This is a genomic window from Spirillospora sp. NPDC029432 (genome assembly GCF_040703975.1).
GTDB lineage: Bacteria > Actinomycetota > Actinomycetes > Streptosporangiales > Streptosporangiaceae > Spirillospora.
Window position 1 is genome coordinate 172716 of record NZ_JBEZWH010000001.1, and the last position, 20122, is coordinate 192837.

Annotated in this window: 16 protein-coding genes; 8 read left to right on the forward strand and 8 right to left on the reverse strand. The window is 75.5% G+C overall.

What is annotated here, in order from left to right; all coding sequences use genetic code 11:
* Positions 1 to 18 precede the first annotated feature (18 nt).
* Positions 19 to 1374, forward strand: coding sequence for an FAD-binding oxidoreductase (locus AB0881_RS00765; protein WP_366613150.1), 1356 nt, complete (start codon positions 19 to 21; stop codon positions 1372 to 1374).
* Between the two features lie 19 nt (positions 1375 to 1393).
* On the opposite strand, the gene AB0881_RS00770 is transcribed toward AB0881_RS00765, so the two are convergent.
* Positions 1394 to 2347, reverse strand: coding sequence for a DUF5954 family protein (locus AB0881_RS00770; protein WP_366613152.1), 954 nt, complete (start codon positions 2345 to 2347; stop codon positions 1394 to 1396).
* Positions 2348 to 2653: 306 nt separating this feature from the next.
* Positions 2654 to 3523: a hypothetical protein gene (locus AB0881_RS00775; RefSeq protein WP_366613154.1), complete on the reverse strand. Its 870-nt coding sequence runs from the start codon at positions 3521 to 3523 to the stop codon at positions 2654 to 2656.
* 117 nt (positions 3524 to 3640) lie between these two features.
* Between AB0881_RS00775 and AB0881_RS00780 the strand changes: the two genes are divergently transcribed.
* The gene (locus tag AB0881_RS00780) at positions 3641 to 4096 is read left to right on the forward strand and encodes an RNA-binding S4 domain-containing protein (protein WP_366613156.1); all 456 of its coding nucleotides are present in this window, start codon (positions 3641 to 3643) and stop codon (positions 4094 to 4096) included.
* Here AB0881_RS00780 and AB0881_RS00785 read toward each other — a convergent pair.
* Positions 4093 to 6042, reverse strand: coding sequence for a serine/threonine-protein kinase (locus AB0881_RS00785; protein WP_366613158.1), 1950 nt, complete (start codon positions 6040 to 6042; stop codon positions 4093 to 4095). The two genes, AB0881_RS00780 and AB0881_RS00785, sit on opposite strands and share 4 nt — an antisense overlap.
* Positions 6043 to 6104: 62 nt before the next feature.
* The gene (locus tag AB0881_RS00790) at positions 6105 to 6686 is read right to left on the reverse strand and encodes a TetR family transcriptional regulator (protein WP_366613160.1); all 582 of its coding nucleotides are present in this window, start codon (positions 6684 to 6686) and stop codon (positions 6105 to 6107) included.
* A gap of 136 nt (positions 6687 to 6822) precedes the next feature.
* Between AB0881_RS00790 and AB0881_RS00795 the strand changes: the two genes are divergently transcribed.
* The 4 genes from AB0881_RS00795 (at position 6823) to AB0881_RS00810 (ending at position 10883) form a co-directional block, all read left to right on the forward strand.
* Positions 6823 to 8370 carry a carboxylesterase family protein gene (locus AB0881_RS00795; RefSeq protein ID WP_366613162.1) on the forward strand — a complete coding sequence of 516 codons (1548 nt, stop codon included), beginning with the start codon at positions 6823 to 6825 and terminating at the stop codon, positions 8368 to 8370.
* Between the two features lie 123 nt (positions 8371 to 8493).
* Positions 8494 to 9042: an NAD(P)H-dependent oxidoreductase gene (locus AB0881_RS00800; protein WP_366613164.1), complete on the forward strand. Its 549-nt coding sequence runs from the start codon at positions 8494 to 8496 to the stop codon at positions 9040 to 9042.
* A 12-nt stretch (positions 9043 to 9054) separates the two neighbouring features.
* Positions 9055 to 10041, forward strand: a complete 987-nt coding sequence (locus AB0881_RS00805; protein ID WP_366613166.1) for an ATP-binding cassette domain-containing protein — start codon at positions 9055 to 9057, stop codon at positions 10039 to 10041.
* Entirely contained in the window at positions 10038 to 10883 is an 846-nt protein-coding gene (locus tag AB0881_RS00810; RefSeq protein WP_366613168.1) for an ABC transporter permease, read from the forward strand. The genes AB0881_RS00805 and AB0881_RS00810 overlap by 4 nt, the downstream gene beginning before the upstream one ends.
* Positions 10884 to 10922: 39 nt before the next feature.
* On the opposite strand, the gene AB0881_RS00815 is transcribed toward AB0881_RS00810, so the two are convergent.
* A complete protein-coding gene (locus AB0881_RS00815) occupies positions 10923 to 14087 on the reverse strand; it encodes an AAA family ATPase (RefSeq protein WP_366613170.1) in 3165 nt (1054 codons plus the stop codon).
* A gap of 116 nt (positions 14088 to 14203) precedes the next feature.
* On the opposite strand from AB0881_RS00815, the gene AB0881_RS00820 reads away from it, so the two are divergent.
* Both AB0881_RS00820 and AB0881_RS00825 read left to right on the forward strand, forming a co-directional pair.
* A complete protein-coding gene (locus tag AB0881_RS00820) occupies positions 14204 to 15370 on the forward strand; it encodes an acyl-CoA dehydrogenase family protein (RefSeq protein ID WP_366613172.1) in 1167 nt (388 codons plus the stop codon).
* Positions 15371 to 15396: 26 nt separating this feature from the next.
* The gene (locus AB0881_RS00825) at positions 15397 to 15954 is read left to right on the forward strand and encodes a TetR/AcrR family transcriptional regulator (protein ID WP_366613173.1); all 558 of its coding nucleotides are present in this window, start codon (positions 15397 to 15399) and stop codon (positions 15952 to 15954) included.
* A gap of 17 nt (positions 15955 to 15971) precedes the next feature.
* Here AB0881_RS00825 and AB0881_RS00830 read toward each other — a convergent pair whose 3' ends face one another.
* The 3 genes from AB0881_RS00830 to AB0881_RS00840 form a co-directional block, all read right to left on the reverse strand.
* The gene (locus AB0881_RS00830; protein ID WP_366613175.1) at positions 15972 to 16832 is read right to left on the reverse strand and encodes a transporter substrate-binding domain-containing protein; all 861 of its coding nucleotides are present in this window, start codon (positions 16830 to 16832) and stop codon (positions 15972 to 15974) included.
* Between the two features lie 41 nt (positions 16833 to 16873).
* The gene (locus AB0881_RS00835) at positions 16874 to 18220 is read right to left on the reverse strand and encodes a hypothetical protein (RefSeq protein ID WP_366613177.1); all 1347 of its coding nucleotides are present in this window, start codon (positions 18218 to 18220) and stop codon (positions 16874 to 16876) included.
* 82 nt (positions 18221 to 18302) lie between these two features.
* Positions 18303 to 19850, reverse strand: a complete 1548-nt coding sequence (locus tag AB0881_RS00840; RefSeq protein WP_366613179.1) for a sulfatase-like hydrolase/transferase — start codon at positions 19848 to 19850, stop codon at positions 18303 to 18305.
* Positions 19851 to 20122 lie beyond the last annotated feature (272 nt).

Below are 20122 nucleotides of genomic sequence, written 5' to 3' on the forward strand. Positions count from 1 at the left end.
GTCCCTAGCGTGGGCCCCATGAACGAGCAGAGCAACGCGCTTTCCGTGGACGGGCCCGTCTTCCGGCCGGAGGACGGCGGATACGACGAGGAGAGGACCGGCTACCAGCTCCTGTCACCGCACCGCGCGGCGGTGATCGTGGGCGCGACGAGCGCCGAGGACGTGCGGGCGGCGGTCGCGTACGCGGCCGGGAACGGGCTGAAGGTCGCGGTGCAGGCGAGCGGGCACGGGCTGGCCGGCGCGCTGGAGGGCGGCGTACTGATCACCACCGGCCGGATGTCCGGGGTGCGGGTGGACCCGGCGGCGCGCACGGCGTGGATCGAGGCCGGCGCCAAATGGGAGCAGGTCGTCGCGGCGGCCGCCCCGCACGGGCTGGCGCCGCCGGCCGGCAGCGCGCCCAGCGTGGGCGCGGTGTCGTACACGCTCGGCGGCGGCGTGGGCCTGCTCGCCCGCCGGCACGGGTTCGCCGCCGACCACGTGCGCCGCTTCGAGATCGTCACGGCCGACGGGAGGCTCCGCGAGGTGACGGCGGAGAGCGACCCCGACCTGTTCTGGGCGCTGCGCGGCGGCGGCGGGAACTTCGGCGCCGTCACCGGCGTCGAGATCGGCCTGTTCCCGGTCGAGAGCGTCTACGCCGGCGTCCTCCACTTCGACGTCGGGCAGGTCCCCGACGTGCTGGACGGCTGGCGGCGCTGGACGGCCACCGTCCCGGAGGAGACGACCTCGGGCGTGGCCATGCTGGTCTACCCGCACCTGCCGATGATCCCGGAACCGCTGCGGGGCCGGCACGTCGCCCAGATCCAGATCTTCCACCTCGGCACGCCCGAGGACGGGGAACGGCTGGTGGAGCCGCTGCGCGCGCTCGGGCCGCTGATGCGCGACTCGCTGCGCGAGCGGCCGCTCGCCGAGGCAGGCGAGGCGTTCGAGGAGCCCGTCCGGCCGCACGCGTACCGGTCGGACAACCGCCTGGTGACCGGCCTGTCCCCGGCGGCACTGGCGGGGCTGGTGAAGGCGGCGGGCCCGTCCGCGCCGGTGATGTGCGTGGTCGGGCTGCGGCATCTCGGCGGCGCGCTCGCCCGCCCGCCGGCGGACCCCGGCCCGGTCGGCCACCGGGACGCCGCGTACCTGGTGTCGGTGCTCTCGCCGGTCGAGCCGGGCGAGGAGCGCACGGCACGGGACCTGCACCGCGAGGCGCTCGCGCCGTTCGAGGACGCGGCGCTCGGCCGGTCGCTGAACTTCGCGTTCGGCCCGCTGGACGAGGACCAGGTGCGCACCGCGTACGCGCCCGGCGACTACCGGCGGCTCACCGAGCTCAAGGCCCGGTACGACGGCGGCGTCCTGTTCCACGCCAACCACGCGATCCCGCCGCGCTGAGCCGCCGGCGGGGCGACGGTCAGCCGGACGTCCCGGCGAGCCCGTACCGCTCCTGGTCGGACGGGCGGGGCGCCTCCGGGCCGTCCCGCCCGAGCCGCAGCATCCGCGACACCCGGACGGTCCGGAACGTCCGGCCCAGCGCCGTGTACACGGGCCCCGCCGACGCCAGGATCTCGCCGGCGGCCGCCTCCCACTCGGCGATCTCGGCGGGCGCGGCCGGGTCGCCGTGGAACTCGCGCAGCCGGGGGAGCAGCCCGGTGAAGTAGCCCGCCAGCCGGTCGCGCGCCTGGAGGGGGTCGTCGCCGCCGGTCAGCGGCTCCCAGCGGCCGTCCTCGACCTCCACCACCGTGAACGTGGGCGGCAGCAGCACCACGCCGGGATGCGTGCGGACCGCGTGCAGCGCCTCGGTCCGGACGATGTCCGGGACGGTGCCGGGGATCGGCAGGTGCCCGGACAGGTTGAGCCGCAGCTGCGCCTCCCACAGCCCCGCGGGGGCCAGCGGGTCGACGGCGAGGCCGTCCAGGGCGTCCCGGGCGCAGTGGAGGGCGTCGGTCGAGCGGGGCGGCTCCATCAGCCCGTTCCCGATCAGCGTGAACTTCTCGATCCGGATCACCCGGTAGCGGCGGTCGCCGATCTCCCACTCGTCCTTGGCGAGCTGCTCGCCCTCCTCCGGGTCCAGCCGGCCGGCCGCCGCCAGCATGGCCGGGGCTTCGCCGGGGTCGTCCCGCGCGAGCATCCGCAGCCGGTGCCCCAGCGTGTAGCGGGCGGCCGCGGGGTCGAGATCGCCCGCGCATTCGATGCGCCAGCCCTCCTCGTCCTGCACCGCCAGCCCGAAGTCGGGGGAGCCGGCCGGGAACAGCTTGGGGAATTCGCGCATCCGGTCGCCCAGCTCCCCGTCGCGGACGGCCGCGACGGGGTCGAGTTCGGCGACGACGTTGATGTGGTCGTACCCGTGCGTCAACGGGAAGCTCATGCCCCCATCCTGCGCAGAGATCGCCCCGTCACGCAGCGGAACGACACGATTCCCGAACGTGATCGCTATGCCGCTCATGCCCGGTTCGGGCGTCAGGCCATCGGGAACGAGGCCACCGCACGCACCCGGATCAAGGTGACCGCGCCGCAGGTCCTCGCGACCGGAGAACCCGGCCCGCGGCTAGCCGCTGCGGGCCGGGTTCTCCAGCTTGAAGAAGTCGCTCGTCATCCCTCGTGTACGTGCGTTCCGTCTCCGGCCGGCCCTCCAGGACCCACCGGCAGGTTCCTGTGCTGACCTGCGGGTTCCTCACCAGAAGGCGCCGGACTCCTGCGGGCGCGTCTCGGGATGCCGGGACGGGCCCGGCCCGCGGGCCGCGCGGACGGCCATCGTCCCCAGGAGCAGTACGGCGGGCAGCCCGAGGGGGACCGCCGCCAGCGGCGCGACGGTGGCCAGATCGAGCGCCCGGCCGTCCAGCAGGCCCGCCACGCCGAGGTTCTCGCCCTGCCGCCCCGCCGAGAACGCGATCGCCGCGGCGGCCCCGGCGACCGCCGTCCCGGCCGCCGGCACCGCGACCAGCCGCCGCCGCGCGAAGAACGCCAGCGCCACGCCGGCCGCGCCCGCCACGGGAAGCGCCATCGCCCCGTACCAGCGGGCGGGCTCCGGCCTCATGACGATCTCCAGTTCGGGCGCCGGCCGGTCCTTCCGCAGCCGCCAGCCGAGCCTCTCCGAGTCCGGGTCGTGCGGCGCCGCCTCCACGGCGGCCGGGACCGCCGGCAGGTAGAGGCGCAGCCCCGCTTGCTCGAACCCCTGCGCGCTGATGTGCCGCCACGCCCCGGCGGTCGCGATCCGCAGCGACGCCGTACGGCCCGGACGGTACGCGCCGGCGACGTCCGCCCGCGCGAACGGCCGCCCGTGGCTGCTCGCCATGCGCACCCGGAACCCCGCCGCCTCCGGGAACGCCTCCCCGGCGACCCGCCGCGCCAGCGCCACCACGTCGGCGTCCGTGCGGATCCGCCGTCCCGACGCGAACAGGTCGAGCTGCGCGTCCCCGTTCGGCAGCAGGGCGATGTGCACCCAGGCCCCCGGTTTCCGCGGCTCGGGCGCCGCCCCGCACGAGGCCGGCGCGAGCAGCGCGAGGGTCGCCAGACCCGCCGAGATCCACCGCCGTACGGACATCCGAGCCCCCTCCGCCGCCGACCGCCGTCCCGGTCCAGCGTGCGGGCCGCGGGTCGCGCCGGTGTCTCGGTCCGGCGGTGTTTCCGCAAGTTCCGGGACGCGCCATAGAGTGCGTGCATGGCTGGTGAGGGCGAATCGGTACGGGTCGATCTGTGGATCTGGTCCGTGCGGCTGGTCAAGACGCGCTCGATGGCGACCGACGCCTGCCGCGGCGGCCACGTCCGGGTGAACGACGTCCGGGTCAAGCCCGCCGCGACGGTGCGGCCCGGTGACGAGGTGCGGGTGCGGCTCGACGGGCGGGAGCGGATCGTCGTCGTGCGGAAGATCGTGCGCAAGCGGGTCGGGGCGCCCGCCGCCGCCGAGTGCCTGCTCGACAAGAGCCCGCCGCCACCGCCGCGCGAGGCGCTGATGCCGGTGGCCCGCCGGGAGCGCGGCGCGGGCCGCCCGACCAAGCGCGACCGGCGCGAGCTCGACCGGCTGCGCCGCGTCCACGCCCGGGCGACGGCCGCCGGAGCCGAGCCCGCCGGGCCCGAGTCCGCCGAAGCCGGGTTCACGGAGCCGGACGGGCGCTAGGTCAGCTTCCAGAGCCGGACGGTACGGTCCCCGCTCGCGCTGGCCAGCGCCGTGCCGCCGGGGTGGAAGGCCAGCGCGGCGACCGCGCCCGTGTGCCCGTTCAGCGTGCGGTCGACCTCGCCGGTGGCGACGTTCCACAGCGTGATCTCCTCGGGGCCGTGGCCCTCCTCGCCGGGCGCGGTCGCCAGCAGCCGGGCGTCGCGGCTGAACGCGATCGGCCCCGACGAGTTGCCCATCCCGGTGAACTCGCGGACCTTCCTCCCGGTCGCGAACTCCCACAGCGCCGGCGGCCCCTCGGCGCCGCTCGCGGCGAGGAAGCGGCCGTCGGGCGAGAGCGCGATGAGGTGCACGGCGCCGCGCATGCCGGGGAACGTCCGCAGGGCCCGTCCCGTGGCGACGTCCCAGAGCCGGATGCTCTCGCCGCCGCCCGCCAGCGCGCGGCCGTCTGAGGTGAAGGCGAGCGAGTTGGCGGCGTTCCCGGCGAACGACCGGACGGTCCTGCCCGTGGCGATGTCCCAGAGCAGCGCGCTCCCGTCCGGGCCGTCCGTGGCCAGGTAGCGCCCGTCGGGGGTGGCGGCCAGGGTGACGAGCGCGGAGTCGAATCCGCTGCGGTCGCGTCCCTGGGTGGCGATGCTGCCCGTCTCGCGGCCCGCCGCCATGTCCCACACGCGGACGATCTCGGCGCCGGACACCAGGGTCCTGCCGCCGCGGGTGAGCTCCATCGCCACCACGGGATAGGTGTGCCCTTCGAGCGTGCGGATCCGCCGGCCCGTGGCCGTGTCCCACAGCATGATGGGGCCGTTGACGCCGCCGCTGAGCAGCGTCGCGCCGTCCGGGGTGAACGTCACGCGGCTCACCCCGGCGCCGTGGCCCGTGAGCACCCCCGCGTGGACGGGCCTGGGCGGCGAGGCCGAGGGCCGCCGCGGCGCCGCCTTCGCCCCGGAGTCGCGGGTCGCGATGATCACCGCGGGAACGGCCACCGCGCCCGCGCCGGCGGCCGCGAGGCCGCCCAGCAGCAACCGCCGGCGGGTGAGCGAGGTGCCGGCCGCCGGGCCGTCCGCGACCGGCGAGGTGCTCACCGGGGCGCCGCCGCGCGGCCCCGTGGCGGGCGAGGCGGCGGGCGGGACGGGGAAGGCGGACTCGGGGGCGCCGCCGGACAGGCCGGCGAGGATGGCCGCGGCGGTCGGGCGGGCGGCGGGATCCTTGGCCAGGCAGGCGGCGATGAGGCCGCGGAGGCCGCCGGTGACCGTGCCGAGGTCGGGTTCGGCGTTGACGATCCGCAGGACGGTCGCCGGGAGCGTGCCGGCGGCGAACGGGCTGCGGCCGGTGGCGGCGTACGCGAGCACCGCGCCCAGCGAGAAGATGTCGCTGGCCGGGCCCACGTCGCCCGAGCTGACCTGCTCGGGCGACATGAACGCGTACGTCCCCACCACCGCGCCGTCCTCGGTCAGCACGCTGGCGCCGTCCATTCGGGCGATGCCGAAGTCGATGATCCGGGCCCCGCCGGCCGCCATGATCACGTTGCCGGGCTTCAGGTCGCGGTGCACCAGCCCGCAGGCGTGGATGGCGGCCACGCCCTCGCTGAGCTGCGCCGCCAGCGCGCGCACGTTCTCCGCGGAGAACGCCCCGACCTCCTTCACCAGCTGCTGGAGGGACGGCCCGGGGATGTACTCGGTGACCATCCACGGGGGGTCGGCGTCCGGGTCCGCCGCCACGACCTGCGCGGTGTGGTAGCCGCCGACGCGCTGCGCGGCCGCGACCTCGCGGGCGAACCGGCGGCGCGCCTTCGGGCTGCCGGCCAGCTCGCTCCGGACGACCTTCACCACCACCTCGCGGCCGCCGGGCGAGCCGGCCAGGAAGACCTCGCCCATCCCGCCGGCGCCGAGCCGGCCGCGCAGCCGGTACGGGCCGACCTGGCGCGGGTCGTGCGGCCGCAGCTCTTCCATGCGCGTCGTCCACCCCCGGAGAGAAAGCCAAGGGATCATGCTAGGGCCGGGGCGCGGGCGGGTTACCCGGGATCGGCGATCTTCGCCAGGGCGCGCAGGCCGGCCAGCACCTCGGCCGCGGTGGGCGCCTGGCCGGGCGGCGCGCTGAGGGACTGAACCATCACGCCGGTCATCAGCGCCGTCTGGATCATCCCGAGGGTGCGGGCGGAGCGGTCGGAGACGGCGTCCTCAGGGACGCTCTCCAGCATCGCGGCCATGCCCCGCCAGCCCTGCTCGACGCCGCCCGCCAGCTGCTCGCGCAGCTCCGGCTGCCGCTGCGCCTGCATGAACAGCTCCACCGTGGCCAGCCACAGGTCCGGATGCTCCCGGAACTGCTCGACCAGGCCGTCCCACATGCGCTCGAAGCCGCGCGCGGCGTCGTCGCCCGCGCCGGGCGCGAGCGCGCGGCCGAGGCCGTCGCCCCACTCGTCCAGGAGGGCGAACAGCGCCTGGCTGAGCAGCGCCTCCCGCGACCCGTAGTGGTAGCCGATCGCGGCCATGCTCACCCCGGCGGCGGTGGCGATGTCGCGGACGCTCGTGCGGTCGTAGCCCTTCTCGCGCAGGCACCGCTTGGCGCCGGCGAGCAGATCCTCGCGGTTCCCCATGCGCGGCACCCTACCAAGCGGCTGGCGCGAACGCCTTAGGCGATCGTCTTGCGCGGTCGTCTTGCGCGATCGCCTTGCACGTTCGCCCAAATCCCGGCTACGGTTCTGCCATCGCCCGACCGACGAGGAGCAGGACATGAAGAAGATCGCGCCGCTGGGCCTCGGGCTCGCGCTGCTCGGCACGCTCGTACCGGCCGCCGCCGCCCAGGCCGCCCCCGACCCCGACCCGGCGGTCGTGGTCACCGCGCAGGGCGCGGTACGCGGTGAGGCGGGCCCGAAGGTGCGGTCGTTCCAGGGCATCCCGTACGCCGCGGCCGCCCGCTTCGCCGCCCCGCGCCCGGTCCCCGCGTGGACCGGAGTACGGGACGCCACCGAGCCCGGCAAGGTGTGCGCGCAGCCGGCCGGCTACCCGATCGGCAAGGCCAGCACCGACGAGGACTGCCTGAACGTCAACGTGACCGCGCCCGCCGGCAAGCGCGGGAGGCTGCCGGTGATCGTGTTCATCCACGGCGGCAGCATGATGTTCGGGATGGGCGACCTGTACGGCCCCGACCGGCTGGCGGCGGGCGGTGCCGTCGTGGTGTCGATGAACTACCGGCTGGGCGTCACCGGCTTCCTGACCCACCCCTCGCTGAAGGAGTCGGGCGGCCTGGCGCTGGACGACCAGCGCGCCGCGCTGCGCTGGGTGCGCCAGAACATCGGGGCGTTCGGCGGCGACCCGCGCAACGTGACGATCATGGGGGAGTCGGGCGGCGGCTTCAGCGTCTGCGGGCACCTCGCCTCGCCCGCGTCGGCGGGCCTGTTCCAGCGGGCGATCGTGCAGAGCGCGCCGTGCGGCACGCCGGGCGGCGCCTCCCGTACCCGGGCCGAGGCGATCGACGACAGCGAGACGGTGATCCGCGAGGTGGGCTGCGAGGACGCCGCCGACGTGGCCGCCTGCCTGCGCGCGGCCGACATCGAGAAGCTGCTGGAGGAGTACGGCACCAAGCGGGAGCCGCGCCCGGTCAGCGGCACCCCGTCGCTGCCGCTCCCGGTCGACGAGGCCCTCCGTACCGGCCGGTTCAACCGGGTGCCCGTCCTGATCGGCGTCAACCACGACGAGGAGAACGGCATGGTCCTCGGCGAGGAACTGGCGACCGGCAGGCCGATGGCCGCCGAGGCGTACGAGCCGGCCGTCCGGCGGCAGTTCGAGGCGAAGGCCGACGCCGTGCTGAAGCGCTACCCGCTCGGCGCCTCCCCCGGGCGGACGCTGGCGAAGGTGAAGACCGACGCGACCTGGTCGGCGCCGACCCTGGACACCGCCCGCACGCTGTCGCGCTGGACGCCGACCCGGATGTACGAGTTCACCGAGCAGGACACCCCCTGGTACGCGGGCTACCCACAGCCGAGCTTCCCGGCCGCCTCCCAGCACATGGCCGAGCTGCCGTACATGTTCGACCTCGCGCTGTTCGACAGGCTGACGCCCGCGCAGGCCGCCCTCGGCGACCGGATGATCGGCGCCTGGGTCCGCTTCGCCGCCACCGGCGACCCGAACGGCGGCGGCGAGGCCGCCTGGCCCCGGCTGAGCGACCGGCGCGGCCAGGCCGGCTGGCACATCCAGTCCCTGACCCGCGGCGCCTGGAAGCGCGCCGGCTTCGTCGAGGACCACTCGTACCGCTTCTGGAGCGGCGCCGCCCGGCGCTGACCGTCCAGATCCGCCGGAAGGCCGGACCCGCGAGACCGGGTCCGGCCTTCCGGCGTTCCACCGCTAGATCACATCTAGCGGTAGATCTCGCGCCTTAGGGATAAAGGACGCGGGAGGTGGACGATGGGCGGGCCGGTACGGGTAGCGGTGATCATCGGCAGCACCCGGGAGGGCCGCGCGGGCGAGGACGTCGCGCGCTGGTTCCTCGCCCTCGCGCGCGGCCGGGACGGCATGGACGTGGACGTGGTCGACCTGGCCGCGTTCGACCTGCCGGCCCGCTACGAGTGCGAGGTCACGCCCGGCGTGGCCGCGTTCACGGCCCGGGTCGACCGGGCCGACGCGTTCGTGATCGTCACTCCCGAGTACAACCACAGCTTCCCGGCGCCCCTCAAGCAGGCGATCGACTACGCCTACGACGAGTGGCAGGCCAAACCCGTCGGATTCGTGGCGTACGGGCACGGATCCGAGGGGCTTTACGCGATCGAGCATCTCCGGACGATCTGCACGGAACTGCACATGGTCCCGGTGCGGGGCCGCGTCAACCTCGACCTGCTCGGCGGCGGCACCGGCGGGGACGGCCCGGCGCGCGCGGCCGAGGCGATGCTCGACCAGCTGACCTGGTGGGCGCTGGCCACGCGCGAAGCCCGGGCGGTCCGCCCGTACGTCTCCTGAAAGGACAGCGATATGAGTGAAGAACCGGCCATCGAGACATCGGGCGTCGTCAAGACGTTCGGCAAGACCCGGGCGCTGGACGGGCTCGACCTCACCGTGCCGCGCGGCACGGTCTACGGGGTCCTCGGGCCCAACGGCGCGGGCAAGACCACCGCGGTGCGGGTGCTGTCCACCCTGCTGCGCCCCGACGCCGGCGAGGCCCGCGTCTTCGGGCACGACGTGCGCCGCGAGCCGGACGCCGTCCGCACCCGGGTCAGCCTGACCGGCCAGTACGCGTCGGTCGACGAGGACCTCACCGGCACCGAGAACCTCATTCTGCTCGCCCGGCTGATCGGCTACGGCAAGCCCGCCGCCCGCGAGCGCGCGGCCCGGCTGCTGGAGGCGTTCGGGCTGACCGACGCGGCCGGCCGCCAGGTCAAGAACTACTCCGGCGGCATGCGCCGCCGGATCGACATCGCGGCCAGCATCCTCAACACCCCCGACCTGCTGTTCCTGGACGAGCCCACCACCGGGCTCGACCCGCGCAGCCGCAACCAGGTCTGGGAGATCGTCCGGGTCGTCGTCGCCCAGGGCACCACCGTCATGCTGACCACGCAGTACCTGGAGGAGGCCGACCGGCTCGCGGGCCGGATCGCGGTCATCGACCACGGCAAGGTGATCGCCGAGGGCACCCCGGGCGAGCTGAAGTCGTCCGTGGGCGCCGGCTCGGTGCACCTGCGGCTGCGCGACGCCGGCCGCCGCACCGAGGCCCGCGAGCTCCTCGTCCGCGTCCTCGACGCGCCCGTCGCGATGGAGGCCGACCCGGTCGCGCTTACCGCCCGGCTCACGACCGAGAGCACCGAGCGCGGCGCCGCCGAGCAGGCGTCCCGCGCCCTGGCCGAGCTGGCCGCGGCCGGCATCACCGTCGACGACTTCTCCCTCGGCCAGCCCAGCCTGGACGAGGTCTTCCTGACCCTGACCGGCCACCCGGCCGAAGACGACAAGGAGGTGGCGGCATGACGACCACCACGCAGGAGGCCCCCGGCGCCTACGTCCCCTCGGCCGAGGTGATCGGGGCGGTGCTGACCCGCACCGAACGGCCCAAGCGCCCCAGCGCGCTGTCGGCGTCGATGACGTTCGGCTGGCGCGCGATGCTCAAGATCAAGCACGTGCCCGAGCAGCTGTTCGACGTCACGGTCTTCCCCGTGATCATGACGCTGATGTTCACGTACCTGTTCGGCGGCGCGCTGGCCGGCTCGGTGACCGACTACCTGCAGTACCTGCTGCCGGGCATCATGGTGATGAGCGTCATCATGACCACGATGTACACCGGCGTCTCGGTCAACACCGACATCGAGAAGGGCGTCTTCGACCGCTTCCGCACGCTGCCGATGTGGCGCCCGGCCCCCATGGTCGGCTACCTGCTCGGCGACATGTTCCGGTACGCCTCGGCCTCGGCGGTCATCCTCGTCCTCGGCCTGATCCTGGGCTTCCGCCCGGACGGCGGCCCGGCGGGCGTGCTGGCCGGGATCGCCGTGCTGGTCGCGTTCTCGTTCGCCTTCTCCTGGGTCTGGACGATGTTCGGCCTGCTGATGCGCTCGGAGAAGGCCGTCATGGGCGCCAGCATGATGGTGCTCTTCCCGGTGACCTTCCTCAGCAACATCCTCGTCCGCCCCGAGACCATGCCCGGCTGGCTCCAGGTCTTCGTGGACGTCAACCCGATCACCCACCTGGTCGCCGCCGTCCGCGCCCTGATGGACGGCTCCGCCGCCGGCACCGAGCTGGTCTGGGTCACCTCCTGGGCGGCCGCGTTCATCGTCGTCTTCGGCTCCCTGACGATGTGGCTCTACAACCGCAAGTGACCGCCTGACGGCGCGGGGACCCGGCCCGGAGCCGGCGGCTCAGAGCCGCCAGCTCTGGGCCGGGTCCTCCGGCGTGTATGAGCAGGTGGTGCCGGTGGAGACGGTGGCGCGGAGGTGGGCCGCCAGGGCGGGGTGGCGGTCGTCGAGCTTGCGGAGGGTGTCGCGGATGCGGGCGGTGACGGTCTTGCGGGCGCGTTCGGCCTCGTCGCCCAGGCGGCGGTCGCGGCCCGCGAGGCCGGCGGCGGCGCGCAGCTCCGCCAGCAGGGCGGCGCGTTCGCGGTCGTACCGGGCGGCGCGGTCGTCGTCGCCGGCCGCCGCGGCACGGTCGATCTCCTCGTCGAGGCGGCGGAGGCGCTCCTTGTAGCGGGCCTTGGCCTCCTCGTCGAGGACGGGGTCGCTGCCCAGCCGGCCGGCGGCCGCCGCGAGGGCGCCGTCGGGGGACAGCAGGGCGGCGGCCGGGATCGGGGCGCCGGGGTTGGCGAGGAGCTCGCGCAGGTCGCGCAGGCCCTTGGCGTCGGGCATGTGGATCGTGCGGCCGGCGAAGGCCAGCGTCCAGACCTCGCCGTCGAAGCGGAAGGCGTCCTCGCACGGCGCCCCGGCCGGCCCGCCGGCCTCGCCGAGGCCGGCGAGGGCGCGGCGGGCGCGGGCGGCGATGTGCGGCATGTCCAGGCCCTCGGCCTCGGTGGCCGTACGGGACAGCAGGGCGCGGGCGGTGTCGCGGTCGCCGCGGCCGGCTAGCGCCTCGCCGAGGACCGTCCGGGCCCGTACCGACCAGGGCCGGGCCCGCAGCCGGTCGGCGGACCGGTACGCGCGGGTCAGATGGTCGACGGCCGCGTCCCAGCGCTCCTCGGCGGCGTCGACGACGCCCAGCCACAGGTCGATCGGGCCGCTGACGTCGCAGCCGTACAGGGCGACCGCCCACAGCCCGCGGTACGGCCGGAGCTCGGCGCGGGCGCGCTCGCAGCGGGCCGGGTCGCGGGACGCGGCGGCGGTCTGGGCCAGGAAGCGCAGCCACAGCGGCTCGATCGCCCGCGGTTGCCGCTCCGGGGCGGCCGCGAGGTGGGCGAGCGCGGCGGCATCGTCGCCGCTCTCCACGGCGACGATGCCCTCCAGCAGCGCGGCGTGGGGGTGGCCCTGCGCGCGGACGGTGTCCTGGAGGGCGGCCGCCTCGTCGAACCTGCCCCGCAGCGTCTCCAGCGCCCACCGCAGGTGGACGGCCATGTAGCCGAAGTCGTGCGTGGCGCCGTCGCCGGCGAGGACGGTGTCGATCTGGGCGCCGGCGGTGGCGAAGTCGCCCAGCAGGGTGTTGATGATGCTCTGGTCGACCAGGGCCGACATGCTCCAGATCGTGGACTCCTCACCTCCGTTCATGCCGAGGAACTCGTGGTAGGCGTCGAGGTAGCGCGGGTCGCCCTGCTCCAGCAGGGCCACCCAGCGGAACGAGGTGGCGAACCCGGCCGTGGTGCGGTCGCCGGAGCGGCGGGCGAGCTCGGCCAGCTCGATCGTCAGCGCCTCGCGCTCGACGGCGGTGCCGAGGCCGAGCAGGGAGTCGTGGCGGGCCCAGAGCCCGAACGACAGCGCCTCGTCGTCGCCGTCGGCCCTGGCCATGCCGGCGAGCCGGGCCGCCAGCTCCTGGGCGATGTGCATGCGGGGCGGCGGCGGGCCGTCGGAGACCAGCCGCCGGTACGCCTCCTCCAGCAGGACGCCGCTGTGGTCGCGCTCGTGGCGGTACATGGCGAGCGCGACCCGGGCGAGCAGCTCGGGGTCGCCGGCCTCGCGGGCCAGCCCGACGGCGAGGTCGAAGGCGTCCCGGACGACGTCGGGATCGCCGCTGTGGGTGAGCGTGCCGCCGAGTTCGACGGCGAGCAGGACGCGGTCGCCGACCCGGTCGGGCGGGACGCGCTCCAGGGCGCGGCGCAGGTGCCCGGCCGCCTCGTCCAGCGACAGCCGGAACGAGGCGTGCGACGCGGCGGCCTTGAGCAGCGCGACCGCCCGCATCGGGTCGATCCGGTCGCCGGCGAGGTGGGCGTGCCGGGCCGCCTCGGCGGGCAGCATCCGTTCGGCGAGCGGGGGCGAGCGGTCGATGGCCCGCACGACGGCGGCGTGCGCGGACCGGGCCGCGTCCTCGCCGAGCGCGCCGTACAGCGTCTCCCTGACCAGGTCGTGGGCGAACGCGAACCGGCCGCCGCCCAGCGCGGTCACCAGCCGGGCGGCGACGGCCTGGTCGAGCAGGCGGTCGACGTGCGGCACCGGGACCCCGGCGGTGGCCGCGAGCACCCGGCGGTGGAACCGCCGGCCGAGCACGGCCGCCGAGGTCAGCAGCTCCGCGACCGGCGGGGCCAGCAGCGACAGCCGGCGCCGCACGGCGTCGCGCACGCCCGGCGCGATCGCGGTGGCCGTGCCGCCGCCGTGCCAGAGCCGGGCGGTCTGCTCGACGAAGAACGGGTTGCCGCCGGTCCGCCGGTGCACCTCGGCGACCAGCTCGGGATCGGGCTCGCGGCCGACCGTGCGGCTCATCAGCAGCCCGGCCTCGGCCGGGCCGAGCCCCGCCAGCGGCACCGTGGTGGCCTTGGCCGCCAGCGCGGCGAGCGTGGGCCGCAGCGGATGGTCGGCGGACTCGACCTCGGCGTCGCGGTAGGTGCCGATCAGCAGCAGCCGCTCGAACCAGGTGTGCCGTGCCGCGAACTCCAGCAGCCGCACGGACGCGGCGTCGGCCCAGTGGAGGTCGTCGAGGACGACCACCACGGGCACCCGCTGCGAGGCCGTCACCAGCGCGGTGGTCACGGCGTCGTACAGCCGGAACTCCCCGGTCCCGGGACTCGCGTCGCCGGGGTGGCCGCCCGCGCCGCCCGCGCCGCCCGCGCCGTCGGAGGCGGGGGGCTCGCCGAGGAGGATGGCCAGCTCTTCGCCGGCCGCCGCCTGGAGGGCGGACCACTCCTCGGGGGCGGTGCCGCGGCGCAGCGCGCGGATCACCTGGGTCCAGGGCCAGTAGCCGGGGGCGGCGGCCTGGTCCCAGCAGGCGCCGCCGAGGACGAGGGCGCCCTGCTCGCGGGCGCGCCGCGCGGCCGCGGTGACGAGGGCCGTCTTGCCGATCCCGGCCTCGCCGACCACCAGCGCGAGGCCGCCGTGGCTGGTGAGCGTCCGATCGACCGCGGCGTCCAGCACCGCGGCGGGGTGGTCCCGTCCGATCAGCGCGGGGGTCATGGTGGCTACCGTCTCCTCTTTTCCGGCGCGTTCGACGACGGTAGCGGCCGGGACCGACAATTCGCCGCTCCCGCCCCGTGGACATCATCCATACTTGGGGGTACGGTCTCCGTACTATGGAGTATGGAGATGAGATCGTCCGCCGCGTGCGGGAACTTGCCCCCGTCCTGGCGGAGCGCGCCCGCGCGGCCGAAGAGGCGCGCCGCCTGCCCGACGAGACCATCGCCGACCTGGCGGACGCCGGGCTGTTCGGCATGCTCGTCCCGGAGCGCTTCGGCGGCGCCGGGCTCGGGCTGGAGCCCATGGTCGCGGCCTGCCGCGAGATCGGGACGGGCTGCGCGTCGACCGGCTGGCTGTCGGTCATCTACACGCTGCACAACTGGATCCTCGCCCTCTTCCCGGAGGAGGCGCAGCGGGAGGTGTGGAAGGACCGCCCGTACGGGCTGATCCCCTGCACGCTGGCGCCGACCGGCACGGCCGAGCCGGCGGACGGCGGCCACCGGGTCACCGGGCGCTGGTCGTGGGGGAGCGGCGTGATGCACGCCGACCACGTGATGGTGATGGCCCTCGTCACCGTGGACGGCGGGATCGAGCCGCGGCTGTTCCTGCTGCCGCGCGCGGACGTGAACGTGCACGACGTCTGGCACACCAGCGGCATGCGCGGCACCGGCAGCAACGACATCGAGGTGCCGGACGTCTTCGTGCCCGCCCACCGCTCGGTGCCGCTGGCCGACCTCACCGAGGGCCGCTCGCCGGGGGCGGAGGTCAACTCGGGCTCCCTCTACCGGATCCCGCTCGTCCCGGTGTTCGCGCTGACCGGGGCCGCGCCCGTACTGGGAGTGGCCGAAGGGGTGCTCGCCCGTTTCGCCGACCGCATGCGGACCCGGGTGATGGCCTACAGCGGCGCCAAGCAGCGCGACCTCATGAGCGGCCAGATCAGGCTGGCCAGGGCGACCGCCGAACTGGCCGCCGCCCGGCTGCTGCTGGACGAGGCGATCCGCGACCTGAGCACGGCGTACGAGTCGGGCGAGGGCTACGGGATCCGCGAGCGGGCCAAGGCGCGGCTGGTCGCGGCCCACGTCGCCGGGACGGCCCGCGCGGTGGTGAACGAGCTGTGCTCGGCGGCCGGGGCGAGCGCCCAGTTCAGCGAGTCGCCGTTCCAGCGGGCCCAGCGCGATGTGAACACGATCTCCTCACATGTGGTGTTCGACCCGGACGCGACCTACGCCCTCTACGGCAGGATCGAGATGGGGATCGACCCCGACCCGATGACGCTGGTCTGAAGTCCGAAGGACGTGTGAGGAGCGCGATGACGGCCCGTACGAAGGTCAGCCGGCGCGACTGGATCGAGGCGGCGTACCAGGAGCTGGCGCGGGCCGGCGAGCGCGGCGTGGGCATCAACGCGCTGGCGGCCCGGCTGGGCGTCACCAAGGGCAGCTTCTACTGGCATTTCAAGGACCGGCCGGAGCTGATGGCGGCGCTGCTGGACCGGTGGGCGCACGAGCGGACCGACGAGATGCTGGAGCTCGCGCTCGGCAGCACCGGCGACCCGCGCGAGCGGCTGCGCCGCATCCAGGCGCTCGGCCGGGACGTCGCGCCGGTCGACCGGGCGATGCGGCTGTGGGCGCGGCACGACGCGGCCGCGGCGGAGGCGGTGCGGCACGCCGACCGGGCGCTGCTCGGGCACATCACCGCCTGCCTGGACGGGCTCGGCTTCGCCCCGGCCGACGCCCGCCTCCGCGCCCGGCTGATGCTCCGCTCGTGGATCGGCGGCTACCTCCTGGCGGACGGCGACGACGGCGACCCGCCCGCCGGGCCGGACGCCGACGACCGCGCCCTGGAGATCTTCCTGGGCGGAACCCCCTAGCCGCCCCCCCCCCGTCCTCAGCAGCCTTCGAAGGCCGGGACGGTCGTGGTCACGTCCAGCCGCGCCGTCCCGTACCACTCCTGGAGCAGCGTCTCCGCGGCGCCGCTCTGGTACATCTCCGTGATGTGCCGGTTGACCGCCAGGCAGGCCCGCACGTCGCCCTCGCGGAGGCCGATGCCTTGACGTTCCGCGGCGAACGGCGCGTTCAGCGGCACGGCGCCCCCGTCCCCGGTGGTGGCGGCGAGGCGGGCGAGCAGCACGTCGTCGCCGGTCACGGCGTCGACGCGGTTCCGGGTGAGGGCCTCGACGCAGTCGCGGTAGGTGCCGGCGGGCACCGGCGTGGCGGCGATCCCGAGGCCCTCGACCACCTGGCGCGCGGCGCCGGCGCCGGGGCCGCCCGTCACCTGGCACAGCCGCTTGCCGCGCAGGTCCCGCACGTTCCGGATCGTCTCGTCCCCCGCGCGTACGAGGAGGTCCTCGTGCACGACGTGGTACGGCCCGGCGTACGTGGCGCGGCGGCGTCCCTCGGGCGCGATCGGGTACGCGCCGACCACTATGTCGACCGTTCCCGCGGCGAGGTCCCGCTCCCAGCCGTCCCGGGTGGAGTGCCGGAACGCGACGCGGTCGCGCCCGAACCCGAGCCGGCCCGCGAGGTAGGTGGCGACGTCGGTGTCGAAGCCGTCGAACCGGGCGTTCCGTACCCCCGGCCAGGAGCCCGGGCCCCGCTCCGGCATGCGGGTGGCGACCCCGACGACCAGCCGCTCCCCGTCCATCAGCGAGGGCTCCCGGCCGTCCGCCCCGGCGCGCAGGACGACGGCCGCGGCGACGAGGACGGCGGCGGCCGCGAGCACGGCGGCGATCTTCGCGGTGGTGCGCACGCCGGGCCTCCCTCCCTTCCCTCTCCTCCCTCTCTTCCGGTTCACCGGTACTCCGCGAGCCGCGGCCAGACGCCGCCGATCACGAGCGCGGCGATGGCCAGGAGCGACAGCGGCCGTATCCACCCCCACGCGGCCAGCGCGCGCTCCCCGTCCCGTACGGCGCGGCCGGTGACGTACCGGTGGTGGCCGATCCGGCCGTCGAGCGCCTGCTCGTGCTCCCGGAACAGCGGATGGGGCAGCTGCGGCCACTCGGGATCGACCTGCGCCCGGGCCGCGGCCGCGCCGGCGTTCCCGGGGTACCCGGCGTAATGGTCGAGGAGCCTCTTCCCGGACGGGAGCCCGGGACCGGCGAGGACCGTCCGGGACCTCTCCCGGTACGCCTGCCCGTACAGGTCGGCGCGTCCGGGATCGAAGAGGGAGCGGCTCCGGTCGGCGTGCAGCGTCCTGGCGTCCGCCTGCGCCCGCGCCAGCGCGAGCGCGGGATCGGCCCCGCCCTCCTTGGCCGCCCGCAGGTGGTCCCGTTCCGTCGCCAGCAGCGACGCGCCCGCGGCGGTGAGCGCCAGTGTCGCGAGCGTCGCGCCCGCCAGGCCCAGGTTGAGCACGCGCCGGAAGCGCACCCCGAGGTAGAGCTGGAGCAGCACCAGGACGGCGACCGCGAGCGCGCCGAGCGCCAGCACGCCGGCCCGGCCCGCCCCGATCTCCGAACGCTCGCCCTCGTACACCGTGTCCAGCTCGGCCGTCCAGTCGAGGGCGAGGTTGCCCGCCTTGGGCATGAGGTCCTTCGCCATCACCTCGTGGGCCGCCCGGTACTCGCGCAGCGCGCCCGGCGGGAGGGGGCCGTAGGCGTGCCGCGTGCGCGCGCCGTCCCGCATCGCCGCCTGGACGTGCTGCTCGTAGCGGTGCAGGCCGTCCAGCACCGCCTGGACGGTGCGCAGCCGTACCGGATCGCCGCCCGCGAGCCGCGACGCCTGGAGCACGGCCCGCTGGGCGTCCTCGCGGCGGATGTCGTAGCGGTGGCGGGGCGGCTCGCGCACGCACGAGGAGTCCTGGCCGGGATCGCAGAGCCAGCCGCTCTCGCGGCCGGTCAGCAGGACGGCGGCGACCTCGGCGTCCATGTCGGCGAGCGCCAGCCGCACGTCGGCCATGGTGGCCACCGTCGGGCCCTCCTCGTGCCCGACCGCGCGCAGCGCCTCCCGCGCGTCCGTGACGGCGGCGCCGGTGACGGCGTACAGGAGGGCGGGCATCAGCAGGGCCAGCGCGGCCAGCGCCCGGACGCGCGCCGGAACGCCGCGAAGCCCGGGGAACCCGGCGGAACCGCTCGTGGTGGGCTTCCTGAAGCCGCCCGTAGCCAGAAGACCGCCTCCCGCTCCGCCGATCCCGGTGATCAACACTAGGCCGAACGCGGCGATCCGCCGGAATCTGTCCGGAACCGGCCGCCCACGCGGCCGTACGCGCGGCGGACGGCCGGCGTCAGGGCTCGCTGAACGCGGCCAGGAAGCGGTCCCGGAAGGAGCTCATCCGCCACACCGGGGCCTGCGGCCCTGGCTTGAGGCCCTCGTTCCAGCCCCAGCCGGAGATCCGGTCCAGCACGGCGCGGTCGCGGGCGACGACGGTGATCGGCACGTCCCGGCCGGAGCCCTCGCCGGCGACCTTCGGCAGCGGCTGGTGGTCGCCGAGGAACACCACGACGAGGTCGTCGTCGCCGTGGTTCTCCACGTACGAGATCAGCGTGCCCACCGAGTACTCGATCGAGCGCCGGTACTCGCCGCGGATCCGCTCGGGGCCGGGCCACGGCGGCCTGGTCCGGGCCTCCGGCATGCTCCGGTAGACCGAGCCGTCCCCGACCTGGTCCCACGGGATGAACCGGGGGATGGAGCCCCAGGACGCGTGGCTGGACAGCAGCGGGATCTCGGTCATCGTCGGGCCGAGGTCGCGCCGCCCGCGCTCCAGGCGCTCGAAGGCCGACAGCGTGTACTGGTCGGGCATCGTCGACCAGCCGAACTTCGGGCCGCGGTAGCCCAGGTCCCGGCCGGTGTAGACGCGGTCGTACCCGAAGAACGTCCCCTCCGGCCAGGCGCGGGTGACGCCGGGCATGACGCCGACCGTCCGCCAGCCCGCGCGCCGGAAGGCGCGGTTCAGGGTGAGCCGGTCGCTGTCGACGAGGTTGCGGTAGCGCTGCTCGTTGTCGATCCACAGGCCCGACAGCAGCGTGGCGTGCGCGAGCCAGCTGCCGCCGCCGGCCGTCGAGGAGGTGAGGAACGCGCTGCGCGAGCCGTACCCCCTGGCCTTCAGCCGCCGGTCGCCGTCCGCGAGCAGCGCCCCCACCCGCGGCGCCATCTCCGGGTCCTCGACGGCCGACCGCCCGTAGCTCTCGACGAACGCGAGCAGGACGTCCTTGCCGCGCAGCGCGGTCAGCAGCCGGTCGCCGGGCACGTCCCGGTATGCGTCGACGGACGCCTCCGCGGCGAACGCCCGCCGGTCGTGCAGGCCCGCGCCGATCTGGACGGTGTGCCGGTAGGCGACCTTGGTCGATCCCTTGGACGCCAGCGGCACGCCCGGGACCAGGTGCGCGCCGAGCGCCGTGGCGGCGAGCCACACCGCCGTGAGCACCGGTACCGCGCCGGCGGCCGCGGTCCGGTGGCGGCGCAGGAGCCGGGACAGCCGTACCGCCGCCAGCGTCGTCGACGCGATCACGGCGACGGCGAGCAGCACGGCCCCCGCGACGGCGCCGAGCGCCGAGGCGCGGCCCCGGGTGCTCTCCACGAACTCCACCCCGGCCCGGATCGACACCCCGTCCAGGACCGGATCGAACGAGCGGGCGAGGAAGTAGTGGAAGCCCATGTCCATCGCCTTGAGTATCGCCAGCACCCCGAGGCCCGCGCCGAAGGCGAGCACGAACGCCCGCCGCGTCCGGCGCGGCAGCACCAGCACGAGGAAGGCGGCGATCAGCGCCTCCACCGGGATCCGCGCGAACCACTCGGGTTCCAGCCGGCCGATCCGTACCGGTGCCAGCAGCACGAACAGGACGAGCGCCGCGGCCAGGCAGTCGACGCCCCAACCGGCGGCGCGCCGCCACCATGGGCGGGCCCGGCCGCGCGCTTCCGCGGGCCCGCGCTCGTCCTTCTCCGGGCCTTGCTTCTCTGGGCCTTGCTTTTCCGGGCCTTGGCCTTGGTCGTCCCGGAGGCCGCCGTCCACCTCGGCGGGCGCGGCCTCCGGCCGGCTGTCGATAGTCAGGGCGTCCTCCGTGCGTCGTACCGGGCCGACACCGTCAGTACGTCGGCCCGGCCGCC

Excerpts from the sequence above, each read along its gene's own strand:
- AB0881_RS00785 (WP_366613158.1), bottom strand. The coding sequence starts at position 6,042 with ATGGAAGAGCTGCGGCCGCACGACCCGCGCCAGGTCGGCCCGTACCGG.
- AB0881_RS00805 (WP_366613166.1), top strand. The coding sequence starts at position 9,055 with ATGAGTGAAGAACCGGCCATCGAGACATCGGGCGTCGTCAAGACGTTC.
- AB0881_RS00765 (WP_366613150.1), top strand. The coding sequence starts at position 19 with ATGAACGAGCAGAGCAACGCGCTTTCCGTGGACGGGCCCGTCTTCCGG.
- AB0881_RS00780 (WP_366613156.1), top strand. The coding sequence starts at position 3,641 with ATGGCTGGTGAGGGCGAATCGGTACGGGTCGATCTGTGGATCTGGTCC.
- AB0881_RS00800 (WP_366613164.1), top strand. The coding sequence starts at position 8,494 with ATGGGCGGGCCGGTACGGGTAGCGGTGATCATCGGCAGCACCCGGGAG.
- AB0881_RS00815 (WP_366613170.1), bottom strand. The coding sequence starts at position 14,087 with ATGACCCCCGCGCTGATCGGACGGGACCACCCCGCCGCGGTGCTGGAC.
- AB0881_RS00795 (WP_366613162.1), top strand. The coding sequence starts at position 6,823 with ATGAAGAAGATCGCGCCGCTGGGCCTCGGGCTCGCGCTGCTCGGCACG.
- AB0881_RS00790 (WP_366613160.1), bottom strand. The coding sequence starts at position 6,686 with ATGGGGAACCGCGAGGATCTGCTCGCCGGCGCCAAGCGGTGCCTGCGC.
- AB0881_RS00770 (WP_366613152.1), bottom strand. The coding sequence starts at position 2,347 with ATGAGCTTCCCGTTGACGCACGGGTACGACCACATCAACGTCGTCGCC.
- AB0881_RS00825 (WP_366613173.1), top strand. The coding sequence starts at position 15,397 with ATGACGGCCCGTACGAAGGTCAGCCGGCGCGACTGGATCGAGGCGGCG.
- AB0881_RS00820 (WP_366613172.1), top strand. The coding sequence starts at position 14,204 with ATGGAGTATGGAGATGAGATCGTCCGCCGCGTGCGGGAACTTGCCCCC.
- AB0881_RS00810 (WP_366613168.1), top strand. The coding sequence starts at position 10,038 with ATGACGACCACCACGCAGGAGGCCCCCGGCGCCTACGTCCCCTCGGCC.
- AB0881_RS00775 (WP_366613154.1), bottom strand. The coding sequence starts at position 3,523 with ATGTCCGTACGGCGGTGGATCTCGGCGGGTCTGGCGACCCTCGCGCTG.